Genomic DNA, 24,720 nt, shown 5'->3' on the forward strand with positions numbered 1-24,720 from the left:
ACCAGGGACGGCCGGGGCCACGGGACGGGAGCGGACTAGCTCCAGCTGGCGTGCAGCGGCTTGCCCTCGGCGTAGCCGGCGGCGGACTGGATGCCGACCACGGCCTTCTCCTCGAACTCCGCGAGGGAGCCGGCACCGGCGTAGGTGCAGGAGGAGCGGACGCCCGCGATGATCGAGTCGATCAGGTCCTCGACGCCCGGGCGGGCCGGGTCGAGGAACATGCGCGAGGTGGAGATGCCCTCCTCGAACAGGCCCTTGCGGGCGCGGTCGTAGGCCGACTCCTCGCTCGTGCGGTTCTGCACCGCGCGGGCGGAGGCCATGCCGAAGGACTCCTTGTAGAGGCGCCCGTCGGCGGACTGCTGGAGGTCGCCCGGGGACTCGTACGTACCGGCGAACCAGGAGCCGATCATGACGTTGGACGCGCCGGCGGCCAGCGCCATCGCCACGTCGCGCGGGTGACGGACGCCGCCGTCGGCCCACACGTGCTTGCCGTACTTCTTGGCTTCGGCCGCGCACTCCAGCACCGCGGAGAACTGCGGGCGGCCCACGCCGGTCATCATGCGGGTGGTGCACATGGCGCCGGGGCCCACACCGACCTTGATGATGTCCGCGCCGGCGTCGATGAGGTCCTTGACGCCCTCGGCGGCGACGATGTTGCCGGCCACGATCGGGACCTGCGGGTCCAGTGCGCGGATGGCCTTGATCGCGTTGATCATCGACTCCTGGTGGCCGTGCGCCGTGTCGATGACGAGCGTGTCCACGCCCGCGTCGAGCAGTTGCTTGGCCTTGGCCACGAAGTCACCGTTGATGCCGACGGCGGCCGCGATGCGCAGCTTGCCGTTCGCGTCGGTGGCGGGGGTGTAGAGGGTCGCGCGCAGGGCGCCCTTACGGGTGAGGATGCCGACGAGCCTGCCGTCCTTGTCGACGGCCGGGGCCAGCTTGCGGTGGCCGGCGTCGAGCTGGTTGAAGGCCTCGCGGGGGTCCATGTCGGCGTCGATGAGCAGCAGCTCCTTCGACATGACCTCGGAGAGCTGGGTGAAGCGGTCCACACCGGTCAGGTCGTGGTCGGTGACGACGCCGACCGGGCGGCCCTCGGCGTCGACGACGACACCGGCGCCGTGGGCGCGCTTGGGCAGCAGGGACAGGGCGTCGGCGACCGTCTGGGTGGGCGCCAGCGTGATCGGGGTGTCGAGCACGTGGTGGCGGGTCTTCACCCAGGAGATCACGTCGGTGACGATCTCGATCGGGATGTCCTGCGGGATGACGACGATGCCGCCGCGGCGGGCGACCGTCTCGGCCATCCGGCGACCGGCGATGGCGGTCATGTTGGCCACGACGAGGGGAATGGTGGTGCCGGTACCGTCGGGCGAGGACAGGTCGACACCCTGACGGGAACCGACCGCGGAGCGGCTCGGCACCATGAACACATCGTCGTACGTCAGGTCGTACGGCGGCTTCAGGTCATTGAGAAAACGCACGTGCTGAACATCCCAGTCGATCGAAGGATCCGTCTACGCCCCGGCAGGACAGCCGAGGAAACGCACGTACTTCATTCTCCCACGACCTGGCGTTCACGCCGCCCGGGCCGATCGTCCAGGACATACCGGGCCGGGTGGTCGTTTCCTACGGGACCTTGGTCCCGACGGGCTGTGTCCGACGGTGGACCGGGCCGTGGCGCCGGGCCAGCGGGAGCACCGATCCCCCGTGCCGGACGGCCGTGAACTCGGCGGCTATGGCCAGCGCGGTCTCCTCCGGGGTGGCGCCGCCGAGGTCGAGTCCGATGGGTGAGCGCAGGCGGGCCAGGGCGGCGTCGGTGACGCCCTCGGCCCGCAACCGTCTCTCGCGTTCGGCGTGGGTGCGCCGCGATCCCATGGCGCCCACGTAGCCCAGGGGCAGCCGCAGGGCCAGCTCCAGCAGCGGTATGTCGAATTTGGCGTCGTGGGTGAGGACGCAGACCGCGGTACGGGAGTCCAGGCGGCCCGCGGCCCATTCCGCGGCCAGGTGCCGGTGCGGCCAGTCGACGATCACCTCGTCGGCGTCGGGGAAGCGGTCCGGGGTCGCGAAGACGGGCCGGGCGTCGCACACGGTGACCCGGTGGCCGAGGAAGGCGCCGATCCGGGCGAGGGCCGCGGCGAAGTCGATGGCCCCGTAGACCAGCAGCCGGGGCGGTTCGGCGGCCGATTCCACGAGCAGGGTCAGGGGCTGGCCGCAGAGCCCGCCGGCGGTGCCCAGCTCGGCGGTACCGGTGCGTCCGGCCAGCAGCAGCGCCCGTACCTGCCGGGCGGCGGCCCGGTCCAGGTCGGGGCCGCCGGCGAGCCCGCCCTCGTAGGAGCCGTCGGCGTGGACGGCGAGCGCCCGACCCAGTTGGGGCGGCGGTCCGGAGACCACCCGGGCGAGCGCGGCCCGGGTGCCCCCGGCGGCGGCGTCGAGCACCGAGCCGAGCACGGGGCGGACCGGGTCGAGCCCACGTACCGGGGTGACCAGGACGTCGAGGACCCCGCCGCAGGTCAGGCCCACGGCGAAGGCGTCGTCGTCGCTGTAGCCGAAGCGGTGCAGGCCGCCTTCGCCGGAGGCGATGGCGTCGAGGCACAGCTCGTGCACGGCGGATTCCACGCAGCCTCCGGAGATGGAGCCGAGCGCGGTGCCCTTGTCGTCGACGGCGAGGGAGGCGCCGGGGCCGCGGGGAGCGCTCCCACTGACGGCGACGACGGTGGCCAGTGCGAATTCCCGCTGCGCGGCGCACCACGCGCGTAGCTGCTCGGCGATGTCGAGCATCAGCGGATGTATTCGCGGCGGGGGGTCTGTCCGGGCAGGTGCGGGCGCGGCGGCAGGACGGCCGGGGTCACCGGCCGGGCCGTGGCTTGCCGGGGCGCCGCGACCGTGGCGGCGGCCGACCGGGTGGGGCCGGGGTATCCGTCGGGCAGCCGCGGGCGCGCGCCGAGCAGTTTCGCGGCGTGGGCGACGCTGGCGAGGGTGGCGTGGTGGTGCCAGCCGCGGAAGGAGCGGCCCTCGAAGTCCCGGATGCCCACGGGTTCGCAGGTCTCGGCGAAGTCGAGGGAGACGCGGTCGGTGAGTTTGGCGAGCAGGAACAGCTGGGCGAGCGGCCGGTCTCCGATGTTGGTGATCCAGAACTCGGAGGGCAGCAGGGCGGCTTCGGTCCAGGCTCCGACCAGCAGCAGCGGGGTGGGCGGCGCGGGCACGGGGCGGTCCTCGCAGGGGGTGGCGAAGATCGAGGCCGAGGTCAGCAGGGTCACGGCGCCCTCGGCGCGGCCGTGGCGGGTCCATTCGACGACGCGGCGCTGGGAGCGCAGGGAGTCGATGAGTTCGCGGGCGGGGGCGGTGTGCGGTCCGGGTTTGTAGCGGCCGGCGCCGCCGAAGGAGACGGGCAGCGAGCCGTCGACCTTGAAGACGAAGGGGATGTCCTGGAGGGTGAAGGACTCGATGCTCTGCGGGAGATCGCAGTTGGCGACCTCCATCACCACGGGCCGGCGCTGGAGTTGCCAGTTGGCGGCCATCCGCTGGACGGCGTGTACGGCGTCCTGGGCGGGGGTGAGGGAGCGTGCCGTGTCGGGGATGCCGGCCCGGCGGCGGCGCAGGAGTTCGTTGGTCCAGGGCCCGGGGAGGGTGAGGGTCCATTCGACCGGGAAGCTGGCCTCGCTGGAGGCGAGCCAGATCCCGCTCGCCTGCTGACAGTTGGCGGTGCGGCCGAGCTGGGGGACGAACTGCCGGCCGACGCCGACGGAGCGGTCCCCCGCCTTCTCTATGACCATGGGCTGGAGCACCCAGGCCAGGGGGCGCTGTGCGGTGCGTTCGAGGTGCTGGGCGAGGGAGCGGCGGACCGGGGTCCAGTCCCACGGGGACTTGCTGATGAACTGCTGGAGGCTCTGCTCGACGGAACTGGCCCCTGTTCCGGCGATGTTACGAATTGTTTTCTTCCCGGTGGTCCGCACCAGGCCGTTCAGATAAACGCGGGCCCAGTTTCGCTGGTCCCGCCGGGGTAATGATTCGAAGAGAAGAGAGATCAGGACGTCGATCAATTCGGAGATTTCCGTCGTGGAATCCTCCGGCAGGACTACGCGAGCCATCTGGGCCTCCCCCGCGACCAGCTAGATCCAATACCCTACTTGACCGCATAGAACGGCCGTAGGCCCCGGCGGCTACTTCCTGAGGTCGCTGGCAGTTTCGAGCCGCTCTTCCTCTACCACGAGGGGGATGGGGATCTGGTTCGCCGCATAGTAGATCGCGATCAGGAAGTGGGCGACAAGTGTGAGTGGTGCGGAGTAGAAGGCCAGCAGGACGGTGAGGGGGTAGGCGATGGCACCGAGGCCGAAGCGCACTCGTGTGGCGCGTGCGCCCTCCTTGTCGACCTGCTCGTGGAAGAGGTGGCCGACCCGGGTGACGTACCACCAGAAGGCCAGGAACGCCAGGGCGTAGGCCACGGTGACGCCGCTGTAGAGGACCGCTGCCGCGTTGGCGGAGCCGCCTTCCTCCATGAGGTGCTCGGCGAGGACGTTGGTGGTGTACGGGACCACCGATACCACCATCAGCACCAGGAGATTCAGGAACAACAGCGGGCGGTCGACCCGCTTGAGGTGACTGAAGATGGTGTGGTGATTCACCCACATGACACCGATGATGAGGAAACTCACCACATAGGCGGCGTAATGCGGCCACTGTTCCCGTACTCCGTGCCAGAAGTCCGAGCCGGTTTCTTCCGGAACCTTCAATTCCAGAACGAGGATCGTGATGATGACGGCGAATACGCCGTCACTGAATGCCTCGATACGACCGGTTTCGCTTTCCATGACCTCCCCTTCACCACGCCTCGCATATATGCGACTGTGCCGTCCGCGGCCGGTCCACACATACGGGGAGGGCGCTGCGGCGCCCTCCCCGCACACGCTACCCAGATTCCGGCCGTCAGCTGCCGAATCCGGCGGTCTGGCGCCAGATTCGGCCATCGCGGACGACAAGTGTCCCGAACGCGTGCTCCGGTTCACCGTTGAGGCTCATGATCGCCCGGTAGAAGATGGTGTCCTCGGTCTCGATGTACTCCTGGAGTTCGACGAGCGAGGGCTTCACCGTGAGATAGCCGGTGAACGTCTCGCGAACCGCTTCGATCCCGACCGAGACGCCCTCGAAGCGCAGCAGGACGGCGTCGTCGGTGTAGTTCTTCATCACCGCCTCGATGTCCAGGGCGGCCAGCGCCTCCATCTGGCGGACGAACACCGGGTGCAGCTTGGAGATGTCGTACTTGGCCATGTCGACTCCGTTTCAACTGGGAGAGGTGCCCACGATGGGTGCCGTTTCGGGTGTTGTCGCAGGTGAGGCGCAGGATTGGGCGCTGCCGGCGAAGGGCAGTCGGACCACCATCCGGGTCTCACCGGGACGCGAGCGGGCGGCGATCGACCCGTGGTGGCGCTGGGTCACGATGCGGTAGCTGAGGTGCAGCCCCAGGCCCGTGCCCTTGCCCACGTCCTTGGTGGTGTAGAAGGGTTCGAAGATCCGCGGCAGGGATTGCGCCGGGATGCCGCGGCCGGTGTCGGCGATCTCCACGACCATGCAGACACCCTCGGCGCGGGCGCGCAGGGTCAGTGTCCCGGAGCCCTCCATGGCCTCGGCCGCGTTGTCGACCAGGTTGGTCCACACCTGATTCAACTCACTCGGATAGCCCGTCAGTTCGGGCAGGTCGGACTCGTACTCACGCACGACGGCGATACCGGCGAGCTTGGCACGCAGGACGACCAGCGTGTTCTCCAGTCCGGCGGTCACCGGGAAGCGTTGTTCGGGCGCCCGGTCGAGGTTGGCGTAATCCCGGGTGGCGGAGACGAGTTGGGAGATCCTGGGACCCGCGGCCCGCAGCTCCGCCGCGAGCGAGCGGATCTCCAGCAGCGCCGCCAGGTGGTCCAGGGCCGGGGCGAGGGCCGACTCCCCGACGCCCTCCAGCCGCTCCCGCAGCCAACCCAGCTCCAGTCCGAGGTCCGCGACCCCGGAGCCGAGCAGCCCGGGCCGTTCGGTGCCCGCCTCCTGGGCCCAGTCGGCGATCTCCTCCTCGGCGTCGGCCTGGGCGAACGGGTCGGTGGTCGCCGGCGGCGGCAGCTCGTCCAGCTCGTCGGCGAGCCGGTCGAGGAGCGAGCGCTCCGCGCCGGAGGCGGCCGCGCCCCACGCCTGGGCGGTACGCGTGAGCCGATCCAGGGCGGGAGCCAGTTCCTGCGCGGCCCGGGCCACCGCGGCCGCCGGGTTGTTCAGCTCGTGGGCGAGCCCGGCCGCCAGGGTGCCCAGCGCCTCGACGGTGGCCCGCTTGCGGGCCTGCACCTCGGAGGACTTGATGCGCCAGGCCAGTACGGGGATCAGTACGGCGGCCACCCCGTGGCAGCGGGTCAGCATCTCGAAGAAGACGGGCTTCGGGTAGGCCACCACCGTGGTCGAGGGGCCGCTGGCGGCCGCGGTGGCCACGTAGGAGCCGTCGGTCAGCAGGGGCAGTTCGCCGGTGAACCGGTGGGCGGCCGACGGCTTGCCGTCGTGCTCCTCGGCGGCGGCGCTCTCCTCCTCGGTGGAGTGCCGGGTGAGCACCTCCTCCCGGCCGTCGACGACCTTGGTGACGACGAGCCCGCCGGAGAGCAGGACGTGGAAGCCGGTGGCCTCCTCGCCGTCCCGGAACAGGACGTCGCCGTCGGCCAGGATCCGGGGCTCGGACACCGAGACCAGCCAGTCCAGTTGCTCGTCGGTGATCCCGGCGAAGATCTCCAGGTCGCGCAGGGCCGACCGTAGCTCCGGGCCCTTCATGTCCGCCGCGCTCACGCCGTTCTCCCCTCGGCCCGGGTACGGGCGGCCAGTCGCAGGGTGGCCAGCAGGGCCAGCGCGCACACGCCGGCCACGGCGGCCATGAAGCCGACCGAGGTGCGGTGCAGCCCGTGGATGTTGGTGAGCATCCCGGCGAGGACCGCCGGGACACTCATCGCGAGGTACGCGAAGACGTATACGGCGGCGGTCAGTTCACCGCGGTGCGCCGGCTGCGCCAGGGTGCTCAGTGCGCGGAAGGAGCCGAGGAAGGCCGCCCCCCAGCCGCTGCCGAGGACGGCGGTGGCCACGAGGAACACGGCGGCCGAGCGGATCCCCAGCGCGAGCAGCACCAGGCCGAGTCCGGCGAGGAGGCCGAGCAGGCCGAGTACGGCGGTGCGCAGTGCCTCGGTGCGGCCGAGCATCAGCTGGGCGGCGGTGGCGGCGCCCGCGAGCAGGGCGACCGTGGCTCCGCCGACGAGGTAGTTGGTGGACTCCAGCAGCGACAGCGCCAGGTGCGGGCCGAGCGAGAGGTAGAAGCCGCCCACCGACCAGACGGCGACGATGGTCAGGACGAGGACGGCGAAGCGGCCCCGGGCGTTCGCCGGTACCCGGATCCGGTGCGGGACCACCCGGAAGCGGCCGCCGGCGCCGGGAGCGCTCTCCCGCATCCGGACCACCCCCACCAGGGTGACGGCGAAGGCGCCGACCAGCAGCAGGTAGCTCAGCACGGTCGGGGCGGGCGCGAACTGGACGAGGAGTCCGGCACCGATCCCGCCGAGCCCGATGCCCACGGTGGGGCCGGCGCTGTTGACCTGCGCGCCGAGCGCGGGTCTGGCCGCCGGGCTGAGTTCCAGCAGGGCCGCGCCCATCGCCCCGGTGGCCAGTCCTACGGCGAGCCCCTGGACGGCGCGGGCGGCCAGCAGCAGGCCGAGCCCCTGGGCCCCGGCGAACAGGACCATGGAGACCATGGCCAGGATCAGGGCGCCGCCCAGGACCGGGCGCCGGCCCAGGGTGTCGGAGAGGGAGCCGAACAGCAGGAGCCCGGCCAGCACGGTGACCGCGTACAGGGCGAAGACCACCGTGATCGTGCCGGAGGACAGCCCCCACTCCTGCTGGTAGAGCACATAGAGGGCGGAGGGTACGGAGGAGGAGAGCATCAGCAGGACGAGGACCGCTCCCACCACCCAGAAGCCGGAGCCTCTGGGCGTTCCGGCCGCGTGCGCGGCTGGGTGCACGGATACCCCCGTGGTCGTCTCGGACGTGTCGGCCACTGCGTCAACTCCACTCCCCCGTGACGGGGCCCGTGGCGGGCCCCTCGATGTGCCCCTCGGTGTGCCCTGGCGGGCTATCGGGCGAGAGCCTGCTCGGCCCTCTGCAAGGCTCGGGCCGTGAGGACCCCCACGAGATGACCGAGGTACTCGGCCGAGGTGCCGCGCCCGGGGACGAACAGCTCCCTGGGTTCGGCGCGGAAGGCCGCGAGCACGGCCTCGGTGTCGTACGGGCCCCCGCGCAGCCGGTCCTCGACCCCGCGCAGCCGCAAGGGCCGGGAGGTGGCCCCGGTCACGGCGATGCGCGGCCCGCCGGGGGTGATCCGTACGGCGGTGGCGCACACCGGGTAGCGGGTGGCGCGGTCGGCGGTCTTCTCGAAGGCGGCGGCCGGGCCGGCGGCGGGCACCAGCAGGGCGGTGAGGACCGCGTCGGCGGGCGCGGGGCCGGCCGCGAGCTCCTCCGCCGCGAGGGTGGAGCGCCCGCCGGGTCCGGCCAGTTCGACCACGGCGTCGGCCGCCATGGCGGCGACCGGTAGGTCGGTGGCCCGCCCGACGGCGACGAGGTTGCCACCGACGGTACCGAGGTTGCGGACCTGGGGGTCGCCGTTGGCGCGGGCCGCGGCGGCCAGTTCGGGAGCCTCGGCGAGCACCAGCGGGTCGCCGGCGAGCTCGGCGAGCGTGGTGAGGGCCCCGATCCGCAGCCGGGTGCCGTCGGCGGTGCGCGTGACGCCGCGCAACTCCTCCAGCCGGCGGATGTCGACCAGCAGCGCGGCCCGGTCGGCTCCGGAGCGCAGATCGGGCAGCAGGCTCTGGCCGCCGGCCAGGACCCGGGCGCCGCGCGTCCCGGACAGCAGGGTCAGCGCCTCGTCGAGGTCGGCGGGCCGGACGTAGTCGAACTCGGTGAGGATCACTGGGCTTCCCCTCTCATGCGGCGCCAGACCTTCTCGGGGGTGAGGGGCATGTCGATGTGCTGGACGCCCAGGTCGGCCAGGGCGTCGACGACGGCGTTGACGACGGCGGCGGCGGGCGGGACGGTGGCGATCTCACCGGCGCCCTTGGCGCCGAGCGGGTTGTGCGGGCTGGGCGTGACGGTCTTGTCGAGCGTGAAGAACGGCACGTCGGCGGCGCGCGGCAGAGCGTAGGTGGTCAGGTCGGAGCTGATGAGCAGGCCCTGTTCGTCGTAGACGGCGGCCTCCATCAGGGCCTGGCCGAGCCCGTGCGTGATGCTGCCCTCGATCTGCCCGAGGACGATCTTGGGGTTGCCGATGTGGCCGGCGTCGTCGACGGCGGTGTAGGACACCACCTCGCTCTCGCCGGTCAGTTCGTCGATCTCGACGACCGCGACGTGCGTCCCGAAGGGGTAGTTGAAGTCCGGCGGGTCGAAGTGGGTGGTCTCGTCGAGGGCGGGTTCGATCTCCGCGGGCAGCCCCCAGCCGTACCACATGGCCATCGCCAGCTCGGCGAAGGTCTTGGCGTTCTGCTCGTTGCCTTCTTCGTGGACCCCGCCGCCCTCGTAGACCACCTTGTCCTCGGGAATCCCGAGGAAGACGGCGCCGGCCCGGATCAGCTTGCTCTTGATCTTGCGGGCGGTGAGGGCGACGGCGGGCGCGGCCATGCTGTAGGAGCGGGACCCGTAGGTGCCCTGCCCGTACGGGGCCTTCTGGGTGTCGCCCTCCAGGACCTGCACGGTGTCCGGGTCGATGCCGAGCTCGTCGGCGGCGACCTGGGCGAAGACCGTGCCGTGGCTCTGGCCGGTGGAGGCGGAGCCCACCATGACGGTGACCTCGCCGGTCGGGTGGACGCGGATGTTCGCGCTCTCCCAGGTGCCGCCGAGCATCCCCTCCTGGGACATCCGGGTGGAGGGGCCGACCCCGCAGATGGCGACGTAGGTGGCGAGGCCCACGCCGAGCCGCTTGCCGCGGGTCCGGGCCTCGGCCTTGCGGGCGGGCATGTCGGCGTAGCCCGACAGCTCGATGGCCTTGTCGAAGTTCAGCTGGTAGTTCCCGGAGTCGTAGGTCCAGCCGAGGCCGTTGTCGTACGGGAACTTCTCCTTCGGCACCAGGTTCTTGCGGCGGACGGCCGCCGGGTCCATGCCGATCTCGGAGGCGTACCGGTCGACGAGGCGCTCCATGAGGAAGGCGGCCTCGGCGCGTCCGCTGCCGCGCTGGGCGCCGAGCGAGACGGTGTTGGTGAAGGCGGCGTACACCTCGCAGAAGGCGGCGTCGATGTCGTACATGCCGCTGATGGAGCGGCCCATCAGGGCGGTGGCGACACCGGGGCCGATCGTGGAGGGGTACGCGCCGAGGTTGGCGTAGCTGGTGCAGCGGACGGCGGTGATCCGGCCGTCGCGGGTGCCGGCGAGCGTCACGTGCTGGCGGTGGTCGCGACCCTGGACGGTGGAGTTCATCAACCCGGTGCGGGTGTCCACCCACTTCACGGGCCGGCCCAGCGCCTTGGACAGCAGCAGCACCAGCGGCATGTCGGGGTACAGGTAGCCCTTGGTGCCGAAGCTGCCGCCGACGGTCGGGGCGATCACCCGGAGCTTGTTGAAGGGGATGCCGAGGACCAGTGCGGAGAGCAGGAAGCGGTGGTTGTGCGGGCCCTGGGTTGAGGCGTAGAGGGTGTACTCGCCGGTGGCCGCGTCGTAGTCGCCGACCGCGCCGCGCGGCTCGATGGGGCTGTTGATGGTGCGCTGGTTGACCAGGTCGAGCTCGACGGTGACCTCGGCCGCGGCGATGGCCGCGTCGGTGCGGTCCTTGTCGCCGCAGGTCCAGTACGCGTTCAGGTTGCCCGGGACGGCCTCGTGCAGCTGGGGCGCGCCCTCGGCGAGCGCCTCGTCGGCGCGGGTGACCACGGGCAGCGGCTCGTACTCGACGGCGATGGCGGCGAGCGCCGCGGTGGCTTGGCGCGGGGTCTCGGCGACGACCACGGCGATGGGGTCGCCCACGTGCCGGACGGTGTCGCCGGTGAGGACCGGGCGGGCGCCGGGCAGTCCGTAGGGATGGGGCGGAAAGTGGCTCTCGACGCCGCCGGGGATCCAGATGCAGGGCAGCGGCATGACGTCGGTGAAGTCGGCGGCGGTGGCCACCTTGAGCACGCCGGGCAGCTGCTCGGCGGCCTTGGTCTCGATGGAGAGGATCTTCGCGTGCGCCACCGGGCTGCCCAGGATGGCCATGTGGGCGGTGCCCGGCAGGTCGATGTCCGCCACGTACGTGGCCTCGCCGCGCAGCAGCTGCGGATCCTCGCGGCTGTCCAGCGGCTGCCCGAGGACTCCGTTCCCCGTGGCCCGGTCCTCCCCCGTCACTGTGGTCATGTCCCTCACACCTCCTGTCCGGCAGCGGCGGACGCGGCGGCCGGCTCGGCGGCGGGCGCCTGGGCGCGGGCGGCCGCGCAGGCGCGCTGCACGCCCCGTACGACGCTGTGGTAGCCGGTGCACCGGCACAGGTTGCCGGTGAGCCATTCGCGGATCTCGGGCTCGGTGGGGGCCTCGCCGCCGGCGGTGGCGTCGACGAGTTCGCCCAGGGCCATGACCATGCCGGGGGTGCAGAAGCCGCACTGGGTGCCGTGCTCCTGGCGCAGTGCCTCCTGGAGGCCGGACAGTTCGCCGCCGCGGGTGGTCTCGCCCTCGATGGTGGCCACCTCGCCACCGGCGGCGGAGGCGGTGAGGACCAGGCAGCTCTTGACGGATCTGCCGTCGAGGCGGACGACGCAGGTGCCGCACTGGCCGGTGTCGCAGCCGACCTTGGTGCCGGTCAGCCCGAGGCCGTCGCGGAGCCGTTCCACGAGCAGTTCGTTCGGCTGCGCCGAGAACTGCTCGGGTCTTCCGTTCACCTTCAGTGTGATATCCATGCCAGCGCCTGCGCTTCCGTGAGCGGCCGATTGAAAAGGGGCCCGCCGGGCTGTTGGAGAATTCCTCCGGAGTGCAACGGGCCGGTGTCCACGGGTGCGAATCCCAGATCCGTGATGATTCCCGCGACGATTTCCTTCGATTTCATGTCGTCGCCCGCCGTGAAATGTGCCAGGCGCTCTCCGGGTGCGGTGCCGGCGACGGCGAGGGTTTCGAAATGCATGGTGTTCAGGGATTTGACGACCTGGGCGCCCGGATACCACTCGGCGACCAGGTCGCTGGAGCCGCGCCCGCCGAGGTCGGCGGGGGTGCCGGGGCCGCCGAACGCGTTCGTGGCGTCCACCAGCACCTTGTCCTGCACGGCGTACGGCGGGAGCAGCCCGCGGACGCGTTCGAAGGGCACCATCAGCACCAGGAGTTCGGCCCGGTCGGCCGCCTCGGCGGGGTGCGCCGCCGAGGCGGCCCGTCCCAGCTCGGCCACGAGCGGGTCGAGGGTCTGTGGGCCCCGGGCGTTGGCGAGGACGACCTGGTGGCCTGCCGCCACGAGGATCCTGGCCAGGGTCGAGCCGATCCGCCCGGTGCCGATGATGCCTGTCCGCATTGCCGCTCCTCGGGAATGGAGGTCTCGGTCGCGCTCTCGGTGGGTCCCGGTGGCGCTCGCCGTCGGTCTCGGTAGCGCTCTCAGTCCATGCCGATCCAGACCGACTTGGTCTGGGTGTAGCTCTCCAGCGATTCGGGGCCGCACTCGCGGCCGTAGCCCGAGGCCTTGTAGCCGCCGTAGGGCACGGCGGGGTCGTACTGGTTGTAGCAATTGACCCAGACCGTGCCTGCCTTGATCTGCGAGGCGACCCGGTGGGCGCGCCGCAGGTCCTTGGTGTGGACGCCGGCGGCGAGGCCGTACGCGCTGTCGTTGGCGATGCGTACGGCGTCCTCCTCGCTGTCGAAGGGGATGATCGACAGGACCGGGCCGAAGATCTCCTCCTGGGCGATCCGCATGCTGTTGTCGACGCCGGTGAAGATCGTCGGCAGGAAGTACAGGCCCTGGCTGGAGGCGCCCTCGGGGGTCCAGCCGCTGCCACCGGTGCGCAGGATCGCGCCTTCCTTCTCGCCGACCTCGATGTAGGAGCTGACCTTGTCGAACTGGCCGCGGTGGGCCAGCGGTCCGAAGAGGGTGGCCGGGTCGCGCGGGTCGCCGGGCTTGAGGTCGGCGGCCCGGCGGACCAGGCGTTCGACCATCTCGTCGTGGATGGGGCGCTGCAGCAGCAGCCGGGAGCCGGCGGTGCAGATCTCGCCCTTGTTGTAGTAGATGCCGAAGAAGGCCAGTTCCTCGGCGGCGTCGAGGTCGGCGTCGGCGAAGACGATGTTGGCGGACTTGCCGCCGAGTTCCATCGTCACCTTCTTCAGGGTGCCGGCCGCCTTGCGGATGATCGTCTGGCCGACCGAGGTGGAGCCGGTGAAGGCGATCTTGTCGATGTCGGGGTGGCCGGTGAGGGTCTCCCCCAGTTCCACGCCCGGACCGGTGATGACGTTCAGCACCCCGTCGGGGATCTCCGCCTCCTGGAAGAGCTCGGCGATCTTCAGGGCGGTCAGCGGGGTGGCCGGGGAGGGCTTGTGGACCACCGTGTTGCCCGCCGCGAGCGCCGGTGCGATCTTCGTCATCGACAGCAGCAGCGGGAAGTTGAACGGGGTGATGGCGCAGACCACGCCCAGCGGTTCGCGCAGGGTGTAGGCGAGCTGGCCACCGGCCGGGGCGCGCGAGGAGCCGTCGACGCGGGTCACGGCCCCGGCGTAGTAGTGCATGAGCTGGGCGGCCATGGGGGCGTCGACCGTGCTGGAGAACGCGAACGGCTTGCCCATGTCCACGGTCTCCAGCAGGGCGATCTCCTCAAGGTCGCGCTCGATGAGCTCACCGACCCGGTTCAGCCGCAACGCGCGCTCCTGGGCGGACAGTCTGCTCCAGGGGCCCTCCTCGTACGCCGTGCGGGCGGCGGCGACGGCCGCGTCCGCGTCGGCGGCGGCGGCCTGGGCCACCGGTACGATCTCCTGCCCGTCCACGGGGCTGATGTCCGGTTCGGTACGGCCGTCCTGGGCCGGGACCCAGGCGCCGCCGATGAACAGTTTCCCGGGGTTGGCGAGGGGCTGGCCGCTCAGCTCACGCTTGGTCATGGCTGCCTTCCGGTTTCGGGTGCGGGGGCGGTTCTAGCCCTTCGCGAGCTGGGTCAAGAAGGTCTCGGCGAGGGCCTTGGAGGAGTAGGGGTTCTGGCCGGTCGTCAGCTTTCGGTCGACGACCACGTGCGAGTCCCAGATGGCCTGGGCCTTCTCGTAGCGGGCGCCGAGCCGGGTGAGTTCGACCTCCAGGATCAGCGGGAGCCGGCCGGCCATGTTGGTGACCAGTTCCTCGTCGTGCGAGAAGGCCGTCATCCGGTAGCCCTCGAAAGGCCAGCGGCCTTCGCCGTCGCGCAGGGCGAGCAGCGAGGTGTGGCCGTGGCACACGGTGGCGAGCGGTTTGTCCTGCGCGATGACCCAGCGCAGGATCTGGGCGAGCTCGTCGGACTTGGGGAGGTCGCCGATGGCGCCGTGGCCGCCGCTGACGTACACGCCGTCGTAGTCGGTGATGTCCTTCTCGGTGAGGGCCTCCAGTGCGATGGGGGCTCTCAGTTGGGGGGTGTCCGCGATGACCCGGACGTACTCGGCGGCGTTGGCCGCGTCCTCGTCCGGCGAACCCTGGGGGCGGACCCACCGGAGGAACTGGGGGTCGATGCTCGTCTGGTCGACGGTCGGCGCCCGGCCTCCGATCGTCGCCACGTCCACGTCGTGGCCGGCCGCCTTGAAGAGCGAGAAGGGCACGACGAATTCCTCGGCCCAGAATCCCGAGGGATGCTGTTCACCGTCGAGCAGATGCAGTGTGGCTTTGGCCGTCATGACGACGAGAATCTTCATGATTCTCTCCTTGTTCTGGATTCGCTGCCGATTCAACACGCCACCCGCGGGGGGCGTAAGGGGGACGACGTCAGGCCCGCGATACTTCGTCACGTGCGTCCAACGCCGAGATGATGGTGCGGAATTCACCGACCAGGGGGTGGTCGGGATGGGCTTCGGCAAATATGCGTTCGCCGTACAGAGCCGCCATTTCCGGCGAGTAGGGAAGGATTCCGGCCAGGGGCGCCCCGTAGACCGCCTCGGAGCGCCTGCGGGCCGCGTCGCGGTCGATGCCCTCGGGGGCCATGCTCAGTACGAGGTTCCGCCGGCAGGTCAGGCGCCCGGCGAGGGCGATGGTCTCCTCGACGCCGGAGAGGTCGATCCGGTCGGCCCGCGCCATGATCATCAGTACGTCGGCGCTCGCCATGGCGGTCACCGACTCGTTGTTGAGCCCGGCGTGGGTGTCGAGCAGCAGCACATCGAGGGCGTGGTGCGTGGCCAGCCGGTCGAAACCCTCCGGCAGCAGCCCCACGTCGTAGCCCCCGCCCATGATCTCGCGCAGGGCGGCCGTCCCGGTCCGGGCCGGTACGACGTACAGGCTCCCCCGACCGGGAACGGCGCCCACCTGCTGGGCGGTGGCCTCGATCTCGCAGCGGCCGAGCAGGTAGTCGGTCAGGGACGGGCCGGGCCCCAGGCGGAACAGCAGGTCCAGGGTGGGTGACTGGATATCGGTGTCGACCACCCCCACCCGGCGTCCCTCGGCGGCGAGGAGCAGCGCGAGGTTCGCCAGTACCGAGGACTTGCCCGTCCCACCGCGGTGCGAGTGCACGACGATGGTGCGGGTCATCTAGGCCACCACCCGGGTGCCGGCGCCGTCCGCGCGCGGCCCCCGCGCCGCGCGTGGCCGGTGCAGGGCCAGCATGGTGACGTCGTCGTGCTGTTCGGCGGTGCCGGTGTGCTCGCGTACCGCCCAGTCCATCCGGTCGACCACGTCCTTGCCGCTGGCCGGTGGGCCGGCGAGCAGTTCCAGCATCCGGTCGTCGCCGAGGAAGCTGCCGTTCGGACAGCGGGCCTCGGGGACTCCGTCGGTGAACGCGAAGAGGGTGTCGCCCGGGTCGAGCTGGGCGTAGCCGAGGGTGTAGACGCAGTCGGGCTGGATCCCGACCGCCGGTCCGGTGATGTGCAGGGCGACGGGCGGGCTGCCGTCGGCGGGCAGCAGCAGGGGCGGGTTGTGGCCGCCGTTGATGTAGACGAGGCTGCCGGTGAGCGGGTCGAGCACCCCGAAGAACAGGGTGGCGAAGTAGCCCTGCCGCAGGTGGTTGCGGGTGAGGTAGCCGTTGGTGGCGGTGACCGCGTTGAGCAGCGGGGTGGCGCCGACGACCGGGATCCGCCGGCTGCCGCCGGCGCGTCCGGCGGCGACCAGGTGCTGCAGACCGCTGTTCTGGGCGGTGTGCCGCAGCAGGGAGCGGATGAGTGCCATGAACAGCGCGGCTCCGACCCCCTTGTCGCAGACGTCGGCGACGACGAAGGCGAGCCGGCGACCGCGGGAGATCTCGAAGACGTCGTAGAAGTCGCCGGCGACCTGCCGGGCGGGACGGAACCGCACGTCGATCTCCCAGCCGTCGGGGACGGGCATCGATTCGGGCAGGAAGCCCGCCTGGATCTCCCGGCCGATCTCCAGTTCCTTCTCGTAGCCCATGAGTTCGGCGCGGGCGTCGGCCTCCCGCAGGGTGCGGCCGAGTCCGGCGCGCTCCGAGCAGCTGTGCAGCCGGGCCCCGACGAGGGCGGGCAGGAAGGGCGGTACGAGGTAGTCGTGCCCGATCCGGACGTGCTCCTCCAGGGCGGCGAACTCCGTCACGGTCCAGACGACCACGATGGGGGCCCCGGCCCAGCGGCGCAGCCGGCGTACGGCCATCCGTACGGCCTCCCCGTCGGACTCGGCCGGGGCGAGCAGCACGTCCGCCACGGGCAGCAGTTCGAGGGCGCCTTCGCGCAGCTCCGCGAGGGAGCGGGTGACGAGTGCCGCGTCCATCGTCCGCAGAGCGTCGAGCAGCTCGGGCGGCGGTGGCGGGTACGCGTCGAGGATGATCACGGTCGTGGAGGGCATGGGTCCGTCCCCTCAGCCTTCACAGTCAGGGTGCTGATGTTGCGGCCGTCCCTGTGCGCGTAGCCGAACTCGTCCACGCTGGTGAGTGCCAGGTGGATGCCGAGGCCGCCGATCCGCCGCTCCTCGGGTGGGACCCCGGGGGCGGGCGGCAGGCGGCCTTCGACGGGGTCGAAGGGGGGTGCGCAGTCCTCGATGACGATCTGCACCCCGCCCGGGCCGGAGCGGCCGCGGACGGTGATCCGTCCGTCGCCGCCCCGGTACCCGTGCATCACGACGTTCGTGGCCAGCTCGTCCACGGCCAGCCGGAGCCGGTAGGTGGCACCCTTGCCCAGGCCCGCCGTTCCTGCCAGCCGTAGGACGAGCGAGGCGATTTCGCCCAGTGCCCCCACCGTCGCGGGCACTTCCAGTACGCAGGACGTCCTCGCCAGTTCGACCATGTCAGTCACGGTGGTCACTCATCGGTGAGGACGATGCTCCGGTCCAGCCCCGCGGTCCGGATGGTCCGGGACACCGGCTCGATGGCACCGACCACCTTGATGGTGACGTCGTTCGCGACCTTCTGCTGGGCGAAGACCAGGGAGCGCAGTCCGGCGCTGGCCATGTAGCCGACGCCGGCCATCCTGATCTCGACGGTGGTGGTGCCGTGCCCGGCGGCCTTCTCGATCGTCCGGTGGAAGTCCGGCGCGGTCTTGGCGTCCAGCTCGCCCGTCAGTTCGATCACGGTGGTGTCGCCCTCGATGCTCAGGGACACGGAAAGCGGCATGTCAGGTCTCCTTCGGTCAGGGCGTGTCGAGGTCGTTCGTGCGGCCCACCAGGATCACCACCGAGCGCGGGCCGATCAGGTACTTCCCGGCGTTGTCCAGCTCCTGCTCGGCTCCGGGGGTGCGGATGTCGTACGGTGCCTCGGCCCCGGTGTCGGCGAACAGGTGCCAGCTGCGGCCGCCCGGCAGGGCGGGCAATTCCAGGTCGTGCGACTCCCAGTGCGCGTTCATGGCCACGTACACCACGTCGTCGTCACCGGTGCCGCAGCGGGCGACCGCCAGCAGCCGGCTCTCGGCCGACCAGTCGGGCTGCCAGGCCCGTTCCCCGTGCCAGCTGATGTCCGGCAGGCCCAGGTGCTCGCGGACCTGGCCGGTGGGGTGGGCGGTGGAGCGCAGCTCGCGGTGGTGCTTGCGGAAGTCGATCATCTCCCGCGTGAACCGGAGCAGTTCGGCGTTGTCGGCGACCTGGTCCCAGTCGAACCAGGAGAGCTCGTTGTCCTGGCAGTAGGTGTTGTTGTTGCCCTGCTGGGTGCGGGCGACCTCGTCGCCGGCCAGCAGCATCGGGATGCCCTGGCTGGTGAAGAGGATCGCGAGGGCGTTCTTCATCTGCCGGGTGCGCAGCGCGTTGATCTCCGGGTCGTCGGTGGGACCCTCGGCGCCGCAGTTCCAGCTGTTGTTGTCGTTGGCGCCGTCGTTGTTGTGCTCGCCGTTGGCCTCGTTGTGCTTGTCGTTGTAGGAGACCAGGTCGGCGAGGGTGAAACCGTCGTGCGCGGTCAGGAAGTTGACCGAGGCCGCGGTGCCGCGGGTGGCGTACAGGTCGGGTGATCCGGCGATCCGGGTGGCCAGTTCGCCGGTGACGCCGGGGTCGCCCTTGAGGAAGCTGCGTACGGTGTCGCGGTACTTGCCGTTCCACTCGGCCCAGCGGCCGTACGCCGGGAAGTTGCCGACCTCGTAGAGGCCGCCGGCGTCCCAGGCCTCGGCGATGAGTTTGGTGTGCCGCAGGACCGGGTCGTAGGCGAGCAGTTCCAGCAGCGGCGGGTTGGGCAGCGGGGTGCCGTCCAGGGCCCGGCCGAGGATGGCCGCCAGGTCGAAGCGGAAGCCGTCGATGTGGTAGTCGGCGACCCAGTGGCGCAGGCAGTCGAGCACGTAGTTGCGCACGACGGGGTGGTTGCAGTTGACCGTGTTGCCGGTGCCGCTGAAGTTGAAGTAGTACCCGTCGGGCGTGAGCATGTAGTACGTGGCGTTGTCGAGCCCCTTGAAGGAGATCGTCGGGCCCTGCTCGTTGCCCTCCGCGGTGTGGTTGAAGACGACGTCGAGGATGACCTCGATGCCGGCCGCGTGCAGGTCCTTGATCAGGGTGCGGAACTCGTCGCCTTGCATGCCGTAGCGTCCGGTGGCCGCGTAGCCGGCCTTGGGGGCGAAGAACGAGACGGTGTTGTAGCCCCAGTAGTCGAAGAGCTGCTCGCCCGTCTCCGGGTTGGTGCGCGGGTTGTCGCTCTCGTCGAACTCGAACACCGGCAGCAGTTCGATGCAGTTGATCCCGAGTCCCTTCAGGTACGGGATCTTCTCGCGCAGCCCCGCGAAGGTGCCGGGTGCGGTGACCTGCGAGGAGGGGTGTCGGGTGAAGCCGCGCACGTGGGTCTCGTAGACGACGAGGTCCTCGGCGGGGATGCCCAGCGGGGTGTCGTCGCCCCAGTCGAAGTCCTGGAGGCAGACGCGGGATCGGTACTGGTAGCCGCGGCTGCGGTCCGGCTCCACGCCCCACACGTCCCGGCCGGCGATCAGCCGGGCGTACGGGTCGGAGAGCACCTGCCGGGCGTCGAAGCGATGGCCGGTGACGGGGTCGTAGGGGCCGTCGGCCCGGTACCCGTACTCGATGTTCTCGTGGTCGAGGCCGAAGACGGTCATGGCGAAGACGCTGCCGGTGCGGAATTCCTCGGGGAACTCCAGTTCGGCCATCGGCTCGGGTTCTCCGCGCTTGAAGATGACCAGGGTCATGGAGGTGGCCTGGTCGGAGAAGACGGAGAAGCTGACCCCGCCGGGGACCACGTTGGCCCCGAAGGGGAACGGTTTGCCGGCGCGGACGCGGTACCCGCCCACCTCGTGGGTCGGGTACGCGTCGACGCGCAGCACCTGCTCGGACCGGGTCTCGGTCATCGCGCTGCCTTGGCCTTGGCCTTGGCCGCCGCCGCGACGGCCTCGCCGGTCTCGAAGAAGTCGAGGAACCCGGTCGCCGACATGACGAACCGGACTTCCTCGCTCACCCCGTAGAGGGTGACCGCGACGCCGGCGTGCTGCGCCTCGCGGTAGACCACGAGCAGGGTGCGCAGGCCCGCGCTGGAGACGTAGGTGACCGCCGTGAGGTCGATCTTCAGCGGCTTGCCCTCGCGGACCAGCGGCAGCAGTGCCTGGAGCAGCGAGCCGGATGTCTCGCTGTTGATCTCGCCGGTGGCGACGAGCACGGTGCCCGTCTTGTTCCGGCGTTCCTTGACGTTGAGAGTCATTGCGTTCCCCTCTGATTGGGGCGCCCCCCGTTGAGCGCTACTTGGCCACCGGACGCAGCCGGACCTTGACCTTCACCCGGCTCTGGACATCGGGCAGCCGTACGGTGAGTGCGTCGGCGTCGAAGTCGGTGTACGGCTTCTCGTCGATCTCCACGGACGCGATCCGCACCGAACCGGCAGGAAGCAGGTCGGGCGAGACGCGCAGGACGCGGTCGGGCAGGTTCGTCGGGTCGGGCTGGAAGTGGAAGTCCATCTCCCGGCCGTTGATGAGCAGGTTGTTGTAGACGGCGGAGAGGTAGCAGAGCTCCGCCGAGTGGTACATGGACATCGAGTGACTGCCCTTGAGGCGCTCGGTGCCGAGCAGGTACGGCGTACCGCTGGCGAGCACGTTGAAGTAGACGGCTCCCTCGTCGTGGTCGAGGAAGAAGGTGTTGTAGAAGGCCTGGGCCTGCCGGGCCTCGCGCAGGTTCGCGTCGCCGCCGACCGTGCCGTTCAGGATGAGGTAGGCGAGGATCGCCTGCTCCTGCTGCCACCAGGCCTTGCGGTCGTGCCAGGCGAACCGGTACGCCTCCTGGTCGCCGCCCTTGAGCCGCTCGACGACGTCGTACCAGCCGCCGCGCTGCACGTCGCTGCCGACGGCCGGCATGATCTCGCCGATCTTCTTGGCGAGCTGCTCGTACTCCGGCTTGGCCTTCAGCGAGTTCATCCGCATCAGGTTCCAGGCGATCTTGAGGTTGTGGCCGACCACCGCGCGGTTCTGCTGCCAGCTGTGCGCGGTGTCGTGCGACCAGTCGCGGAAGAAGCGCTCCTGGACGAAGGGGCTGTTCTTGTAGTCAGGGAACTTGTCCGCGATGGTGTCGAAGGTGTACTCGAGGAAGTCGGCGTACTTCTGGTCGCCGGTCGCCAGGTACAGGTTGATCAGGTAGGCGGGCGCGTGGTCGCCGACCGAGTTCCAGTTCTTGCGCTCGGCGTTCTCACCCAGGGACTCGTGGTCGGCGCTGAAGAGGATCGGGTCGATGTGGGAGTAGTAGCCGCCCTGCTCCGGGTCGAAGAAGAACTTGTCGAACAGCCGGATGGTGGCGTCCGCGTCGTTCTTGATCCGGACGTCGCCGGTGACCCGGTACGTCTGGATGGGGCCGGCCAGCGCGTAGATCTGCTCGTACATCGGGATCGCGTCGTAGTCGTCGGAGAACTCCGAGGTGAAGAGCTTGCGCTCACTGTCCCCGTCGACGCTGATGCCGTGGTACCAGAAGACCACGTCCTCCTCGCTGTCCACGACCCGCATGTGCTTGCGCAGGTACTCGGTGCCGCGCTCGGCGACCTCCAGGTACTCGTCCTTGCCGGTCAGCAGGTAGGCCGAGGCCATGCCGTAGACCAGGCGGGAGATCGTGTCGGTCTCCTGGACGTGGCTGGCGGTCTTGTCACCGCCGAGCCGGATCTCGGTGCGGTACTCGGTGAAGTCCACCGGCCCGTCGCCGAACTGCGCCCGCTTGTAGAAGTCGGCCAGGGATTCGATCTGCTTGATCCACCAGCTGGGCTCCTCGAAGCGGTAGTCCTCGGCCCCGCGGCCCAGGAAGACCAGGCGCTTGGCGTCGAAGCCGCCGCGCTCCGGGTAGTGGACCCCGTAGACGAAGAGGAACCGGCCGGGCGAGAGCATCTCGTCGATGTGCCCGGAGGCGTCGATGTAGGGCTCGTCCAGGTTGCGGACCAGCTCGGCGCTGGGGTCCCCGGCGAGGGAGACGTCGAACTCCCGCCCGTCGGAGGTCTTCAGCTTCAGCAGCCGGGTCCCGGAGTCGAAGCGGACGACGTAGCCCGCGATCGTGTCGGAGAAGGAGAAGGTCACGGCGTCAGCCATGGGTCACGCACCGTCCTTGTCGTGAGAGCCGTCGTCCTCGTATCCCTGGCTGACCTCGACGACGACCCCGTCGGGGTCGCGGACCCACACGGTCCGCCAGCCGCAGATGAAGTCGTCGAAGTCCAGTGGTCCCAGGGTCACTTCCGCCGCGTCGCCCAGCTCGGCCAGGAACGCGTCCACGCTGTCGGTCTGGAAGGCCAGGTGGCGCATCCGGCCGGGGGCCTGCGGACCGTCGTCCTTCGCCGGGCGGGCCGGATCGGTGTCGCCGGCCGCGAAGAGCTCCAGATACGCGTCCCCCTTGCGCAGGAACACGATCCGGGACTCCCCGAGGTCGACCACCCGGGCCCGGGTGAAGCCGAAGTACCGGGTGTAGAAGTCCTCGGTGGTCTTCTGGTCGGTGCAGTTCAGGCCCACGTGGGACCACCGCAGCCCGGCGGGCATCAGCCGGCCCCCCGGCCCCGGCCGGCCGCGACCAGTTCGATGATCCGGCGGGCGAAGAGGTGGTGGTGGGCTCCGGTGCGGCCGGTGACCAGGTCCCCGTCGACCACCACGTCCTCGTCGACGTACTCCCCGCCCATGTTCCGGACGTCGCCGATGAGGTTGTTGTGGCAGACCACCTTGCGGCCGCGGATCTTGTCCGGGATCGAGGAGGCCAGCCACATGCCGTGGCAGATGATCCCCTTGAGGACCGTCGGCTGCTCGAAGGCCCGGCGCAGCAGCTCGGTCGCCGGGGCGAGGACGTCCACGTCCTCGGTGTAGCGCAGCCGGTCGGCCACCATGCCGGAGGGCACGATGATCGCCGCGTACCGGCGCAGCTCGTCGTCGCTCAGCCCCTCCAGGGACTGCGTGGCGGTGAAGGGGGCCCGGTACTCGTGCCCGGTGAAGGTGATGGAGTCGTTGCCCCACAGCCGGGTCAGGAAGTCGACCTCGGCGCCCTCCTCGGCGAAGCGGCGCTGGTAGTAGAAGATCTCCGGCTCGTAGTAGTCGCTCTCGACCAGGACCGCGATCCGGGTCCCGGACAGCGCGCCCTCGCGCAGGACCGCGTCAGACACGGGAGGCCCCCTTCAGGAAGTCCGCCGCGCGCTCGGCGATCATCGCGATGGCGGTGTGGCAGTTGCCGGACGGGACCGCGGGCATCACGCTCGCGTCGACCACGCGCAGGTTCCGTACGCCGTGCACCCGCAGCTCGGGGTCGACGACGGCGAGGTCGTCGACGCCCATGCGGCAGGAGCCGGCCTGGTGGTGGTAGCTCTCGGCCTTCTGCCGGACGAAGGTCCGCAGGTCGTCGTCGCTCACGTGGCCCGGACCGGGCTGGAGCTCCTGCTTGTACCAGGGGGAGAAGGCGGAGGTCGCGAAGATCTCCCGGGCGATCCTGACGCCCTGCACCATCCGTTCCAGGTCCCACCGGTCACCCAGGTAGTTCGGGTTGATCAGCGGGTGGGCCAGCGGGTCGGCGCTCGCCAGCTTGATCCAGCCGCGCGAGACCGGCCGTACGACACCCGGCAGGATGGACACCGTGTTGGGGTGGTCCTGACCGACGATCACGTCGAACGGCACGTGGACGAAGGCGATCTGCAGGTCGGGCGCCGGCAGTCCGGGCTGCGAGGACAGGAATAGAGCGCTCTCCGACAGGTTCTGCGCCGGCGGCGGGAGCTCCTGGGTGACCTCGGCCATCAGCCCGGTCAGGACGTGGTTGTGGAAGTTCTCGCCGACCCCGGGCAGGGCCGCGGTGACCTCGATGCCGTGCTCGCGCAGCTGCTCGGGGTGGCCGATGCCGGACAGCAGCAGCAGCTTCGGGGACTCGATCGCCCCGGCCGCCACGATCACCTCGCGGCGGGCCCGTACGGTGTGCGGCCCGGGCGCCGCGACGCTGCTGTGGCCGTCCCGGACGGTCCGGCCCGGGGCGTCGTCCGAAAGCGTGGCGGGAGCCCGGAGCTGGACGTACTCGACGCCCGTGCAGGTGTCGCCGTCGAGGAGCAGCCGGGTGCTCTGCGCGTCGGTCCGCAGGGTCAGGTTGGGGCGCCGCAGGGCCGGCTCCAGGTAGGCGGCGAGGACGCCTTGGCGGCGGCCGTCGGCCACGTCGAGGTGGTGCCAGCCGGTGCCGAAGAGGCCGCGCCGCGGTCCGTCGGTGTTGAAGTCCTCGATCTCCTGGTGGCCCAGCTCGACGGCGGCGTCGATGAAGGCCCGGGAGACCGGGTTGGGGCCGTGCCGCCCAGCGTTGGTGATCCGCTGCGGACCGCGGGTGCCGGTGGTGGTGGCGGTGACGTCCTCCTGGCCCTCCAGCAGGGCGAAGTAGGGCAGCACGTCCTCGTAGGACCAGCCGGCGGCGCCCTGGTAGGCCCAGTTGTCGAAGTCCGAGGCGTGGCCCCGGATGTGCATCATGATGTAGAGGTTGCTGCTGCCGCCGGGGGCCTTGCCGCGCGGTTCGTAGGTACGGCGGCCGTCGAGCCCGGGCTGCGGGGTGCTGGTGTAGCCCCAGTCCACCGGCCCGCCGAGGAGCTTGTACCAGGAGGACGGGTCGTCCACCTCGGGCGGGATGCGGGAGCCGCCGGCCTCCAGGACGAGGACGGAGACGTCCGGGTCCTCGGAGAGCCGGTCCGCCAGCACGCTGCCAGCGGTGCCGGAGCCCACGATGACGTAGTCGTATTCCTCTGCTTGTTCTGCAGCCATGACCGC

The 24,720-nt window shown here is 70.7% G+C and carries 23 protein-coding genes; all 23 read right to left on the bottom strand.

The window, feature by feature from the left end; translation table 11 throughout:
* Positions 1 to 35: 35 nt before the first annotated feature.
* The gene (locus BCL76_RS19545; protein WP_181382629.1) at positions 36 to 1,478 is read right to left on the bottom strand and encodes a GuaB1 family IMP dehydrogenase-related protein; all 1,443 of its coding nucleotides are present in this window, start codon (positions 1,476 to 1,478) and stop codon (positions 36 to 38) included.
* 145 nt (positions 1,479 to 1,623) lie between these two features.
* Entirely contained in the window at positions 1,624 to 2,775 is a 1,152-nt protein-coding gene (locus BCL76_RS19550; RefSeq protein ID WP_109780786.1) for an XdhC family protein, read from the bottom strand.
* Positions 2,775 to 4,085, bottom strand: coding sequence for an IS701 family transposase (locus BCL76_RS19555; protein WP_109780787.1), 1,311 nt, complete (start codon positions 4,083 to 4,085; stop codon positions 2,775 to 2,777). The genes BCL76_RS19550 and BCL76_RS19555 overlap by 1 nt, the downstream gene beginning before the upstream one ends.
* Before the next feature lie 72 nt (positions 4,086 to 4,157).
* Positions 4,158 to 4,805 (bottom strand): TMEM175 family protein, encoded by a 648-nt coding sequence (locus tag BCL76_RS19560; protein ID WP_258309803.1) that lies wholly within the window; start codon positions 4,803 to 4,805, stop codon positions 4,158 to 4,160.
* A gap of 115 nt (positions 4,806 to 4,920) precedes the next feature.
* Positions 4,921 to 5,262 (bottom strand): nuclear transport factor 2 family protein, encoded by a 342-nt coding sequence (locus tag BCL76_RS19565; RefSeq protein WP_109780788.1) that lies wholly within the window; start codon positions 5,260 to 5,262, stop codon positions 4,921 to 4,923.
* Between the two features lie 12 nt (positions 5,263 to 5,274).
* Entirely contained in the window at positions 5,275 to 6,801 is a 1,527-nt protein-coding gene (locus BCL76_RS19570; protein ID WP_109780789.1) for an ATP-binding protein, read from the bottom strand.
* Positions 6,798 to 8,054, bottom strand: coding sequence for an MFS transporter (locus BCL76_RS19575; RefSeq protein WP_109780790.1), 1,257 nt, complete (start codon positions 8,052 to 8,054; stop codon positions 6,798 to 6,800). Before BCL76_RS19575 ends, BCL76_RS19570 begins: the two co-directional genes overlap by 4 nt.
* A 74-nt stretch (positions 8,055 to 8,128) precedes the next feature.
* A complete protein-coding gene (locus BCL76_RS19580; protein ID WP_109780791.1) occupies positions 8,129 to 8,962 on the bottom strand; it encodes an FAD binding domain-containing protein in 834 nt (277 codons plus the stop codon).
* Positions 8,959 to 11,364, bottom strand: a complete 2,406-nt coding sequence (locus tag BCL76_RS19585) for a xanthine dehydrogenase family protein molybdopterin-binding subunit (RefSeq protein WP_109780792.1) — start codon at positions 11,362 to 11,364, stop codon at positions 8,959 to 8,961. Before BCL76_RS19585 ends, BCL76_RS19580 begins: the two co-directional genes overlap by 4 nt.
* Positions 11,365 to 11,369: 5 nt before the next feature.
* Positions 11,370 to 11,900 (bottom strand): (2Fe-2S)-binding protein, encoded by a 531-nt coding sequence (locus BCL76_RS19590; protein ID WP_109780793.1) that lies wholly within the window; start codon positions 11,898 to 11,900, stop codon positions 11,370 to 11,372.
* The gene (locus BCL76_RS19595) at positions 11,885 to 12,643 is read right to left on the bottom strand and encodes an NADPH-dependent F420 reductase (RefSeq protein ID WP_219933966.1); all 759 of its coding nucleotides are present in this window, start codon (positions 12,641 to 12,643) and stop codon (positions 11,885 to 11,887) included. Before BCL76_RS19595 ends, BCL76_RS19590 begins: the two co-directional genes overlap by 16 nt.
* Positions 12,580 to 14,064, bottom strand: coding sequence for an aldehyde dehydrogenase family protein (locus BCL76_RS19600; protein WP_109780795.1), 1,485 nt, complete (start codon positions 14,062 to 14,064; stop codon positions 12,580 to 12,582). The genes BCL76_RS19595 and BCL76_RS19600 overlap by 64 nt, the downstream gene beginning before the upstream one ends.
* Before the next feature lie 33 nt (positions 14,065 to 14,097).
* Positions 14,098 to 14,838 (bottom strand): type 1 glutamine amidotransferase domain-containing protein, encoded by a 741-nt coding sequence (locus BCL76_RS19605; RefSeq protein WP_109780796.1) that lies wholly within the window; start codon positions 14,836 to 14,838, stop codon positions 14,098 to 14,100.
* A 70-nt stretch (positions 14,839 to 14,908) separates the two neighbouring features.
* The gene (locus BCL76_RS19610; protein WP_109780797.1) at positions 14,909 to 15,664 is read right to left on the bottom strand and encodes a MinD/ParA family ATP-binding protein; all 756 of its coding nucleotides are present in this window, start codon (positions 15,662 to 15,664) and stop codon (positions 14,909 to 14,911) included.
* Positions 15,665 to 16,924 carry a PP2C family protein-serine/threonine phosphatase gene (locus tag BCL76_RS19615; protein ID WP_109780798.1) on the bottom strand — a complete coding sequence of 420 codons (1,260 nt, stop codon included), beginning with the start codon at positions 16,922 to 16,924 and terminating at the stop codon, positions 15,665 to 15,667.
* Complete coding sequence (locus tag BCL76_RS19620) at positions 16,906 to 17,361, bottom strand: ATP-binding protein (RefSeq protein ID WP_109781035.1); 456 nt, start codon at positions 17,359 to 17,361, stop codon at positions 16,906 to 16,908. Before BCL76_RS19620 ends, BCL76_RS19615 begins: the two co-directional genes overlap by 19 nt.
* 14 nt (positions 17,362 to 17,375) lie before the next feature.
* The gene (locus BCL76_RS19625; protein ID WP_030769266.1) at positions 17,376 to 17,687 is read right to left on the bottom strand and encodes an STAS domain-containing protein; all 312 of its coding nucleotides are present in this window, start codon (positions 17,685 to 17,687) and stop codon (positions 17,376 to 17,378) included.
* 16 nt (positions 17,688 to 17,703) lie between these two features.
* A complete protein-coding gene (gene glgX / locus BCL76_RS19630) occupies positions 17,704 to 19,842 on the bottom strand; it encodes a glycogen debranching protein GlgX (RefSeq protein WP_258309804.1) in 2,139 nt (712 codons plus the stop codon).
* Positions 19,839 to 20,189 (bottom strand): STAS domain-containing protein, encoded by a 351-nt coding sequence (locus tag BCL76_RS19635; protein WP_030008823.1) that lies wholly within the window; start codon positions 20,187 to 20,189, stop codon positions 19,839 to 19,841. Before BCL76_RS19635 ends, glgX begins: the two co-directional genes overlap by 4 nt.
* A 37-nt stretch (positions 20,190 to 20,226) precedes the next feature.
* Positions 20,227 to 22,044, bottom strand: a complete 1,818-nt coding sequence (locus BCL76_RS19640; RefSeq protein WP_109780799.1) for an AGE family epimerase/isomerase — start codon at positions 22,042 to 22,044, stop codon at positions 20,227 to 20,229.
* Between the two features lie 3 nt (positions 22,045 to 22,047).
* Positions 22,048 to 22,485, bottom strand: a complete 438-nt coding sequence (locus BCL76_RS19645; protein ID WP_109780800.1) for a VOC family protein — start codon at positions 22,483 to 22,485, stop codon at positions 22,048 to 22,050.
* Positions 22,485 to 23,096, bottom strand: a complete 612-nt coding sequence (locus tag BCL76_RS19650) for a DJ-1/PfpI family protein (protein ID WP_109780801.1) — start codon at positions 23,094 to 23,096, stop codon at positions 22,485 to 22,487. The genes BCL76_RS19645 and BCL76_RS19650 overlap by 1 nt, the downstream gene beginning before the upstream one ends.
* A complete protein-coding gene (locus BCL76_RS19655) occupies positions 23,089 to 24,714 on the bottom strand; it encodes a GMC family oxidoreductase (protein ID WP_109780802.1) in 1,626 nt (541 codons plus the stop codon). The genes BCL76_RS19650 and BCL76_RS19655 overlap by 8 nt, the downstream gene beginning before the upstream one ends.
* Positions 24,715 to 24,720: the final 6 nt, after the last annotated feature.

The organism is Streptomyces sp. CG 926 (assembly GCF_003148825.1).
Classification (GTDB): Bacteria; Actinomycetota; Actinomycetes; order Streptomycetales; family Streptomycetaceae; genus Streptomyces.

What these genes read in the sequence shown, in the direction of transcription:
- BCL76_RS19645 (WP_109780800.1), bottom strand. Translation starts at nt 22,485, where the DNA reads ATGCCCGCCGGGCTGCGGTGGTCCCACGTGGGCCTGAACTGCACCGAC.
- BCL76_RS19585 (WP_109780792.1), bottom strand. Translation starts at nt 11,364, where the DNA reads ATGACCACAGTGACGGGGGAGGACCGGGCCACGGGGAACGGAGTCCTC.
- BCL76_RS19635 (WP_030008823.1), bottom strand. Translation starts at nt 20,189, where the DNA reads ATGACTCTCAACGTCAAGGAACGCCGGAACAAGACGGGCACCGTGCTC.
- BCL76_RS19550 (WP_109780786.1), bottom strand. Translation starts at nt 2,775, where the DNA reads ATGCTCGACATCGCCGAGCAGCTACGCGCGTGGTGCGCCGCGCAGCGG.
- BCL76_RS19625 (WP_030769266.1), bottom strand. Translation starts at nt 17,687, where the DNA reads ATGCCGCTTTCCGTGTCCCTGAGCATCGAGGGCGACACCACCGTGATC.
- BCL76_RS19605 (WP_109780796.1), bottom strand. Translation starts at nt 14,838, where the DNA reads ATGAAGATTCTCGTCGTCATGACGGCCAAAGCCACACTGCATCTGCTC.
- BCL76_RS19655 (WP_109780802.1), bottom strand. Translation starts at nt 24,714, where the DNA reads ATGGCTGCAGAACAAGCAGAGGAATACGACTACGTCATCGTGGGCTCC.
- BCL76_RS19555 (WP_109780787.1), bottom strand. Translation starts at nt 4,085, where the DNA reads ATGGCTCGCGTAGTCCTGCCGGAGGATTCCACGACGGAAATCTCCGAA.
- BCL76_RS19615 (WP_109780798.1), bottom strand. Translation starts at nt 16,924, where the DNA reads ATGCCCTCCACGACCGTGATCATCCTCGACGCGTACCCGCCACCGCCG.
- BCL76_RS19600 (WP_109780795.1), bottom strand. Translation starts at nt 14,064, where the DNA reads ATGACCAAGCGTGAGCTGAGCGGCCAGCCCCTCGCCAACCCCGGGAAA.
- BCL76_RS19610 (WP_109780797.1), bottom strand. Translation starts at nt 15,664, where the DNA reads ATGACCCGCACCATCGTCGTGCACTCGCACCGCGGTGGGACGGGCAAG.
- BCL76_RS19640 (WP_109780799.1), bottom strand. Translation starts at nt 22,044, where the DNA reads ATGGCTGACGCCGTGACCTTCTCCTTCTCCGACACGATCGCGGGCTAC.
- BCL76_RS19590 (WP_109780793.1), bottom strand. Translation starts at nt 11,900, where the DNA reads ATGGATATCACACTGAAGGTGAACGGAAGACCCGAGCAGTTCTCGGCG.
- BCL76_RS19565 (WP_109780788.1), bottom strand. Translation starts at nt 5,262, where the DNA reads ATGGCCAAGTACGACATCTCCAAGCTGCACCCGGTGTTCGTCCGCCAG.
- glgX (WP_258309804.1), bottom strand. Translation starts at nt 19,842, where the DNA reads ATGACCGAGACCCGGTCCGAGCAGGTGCTGCGCGTCGACGCGTACCCG.
- BCL76_RS19560 (WP_258309803.1), bottom strand. Translation starts at nt 4,805, where the DNA reads ATGGAAAGCGAAACCGGTCGTATCGAGGCATTCAGTGACGGCGTATTC.
- BCL76_RS19620 (WP_109781035.1), bottom strand. Translation starts at nt 17,361, where the DNA reads ATGGTCGAACTGGCGAGGACGTCCTGCGTACTGGAAGTGCCCGCGACG.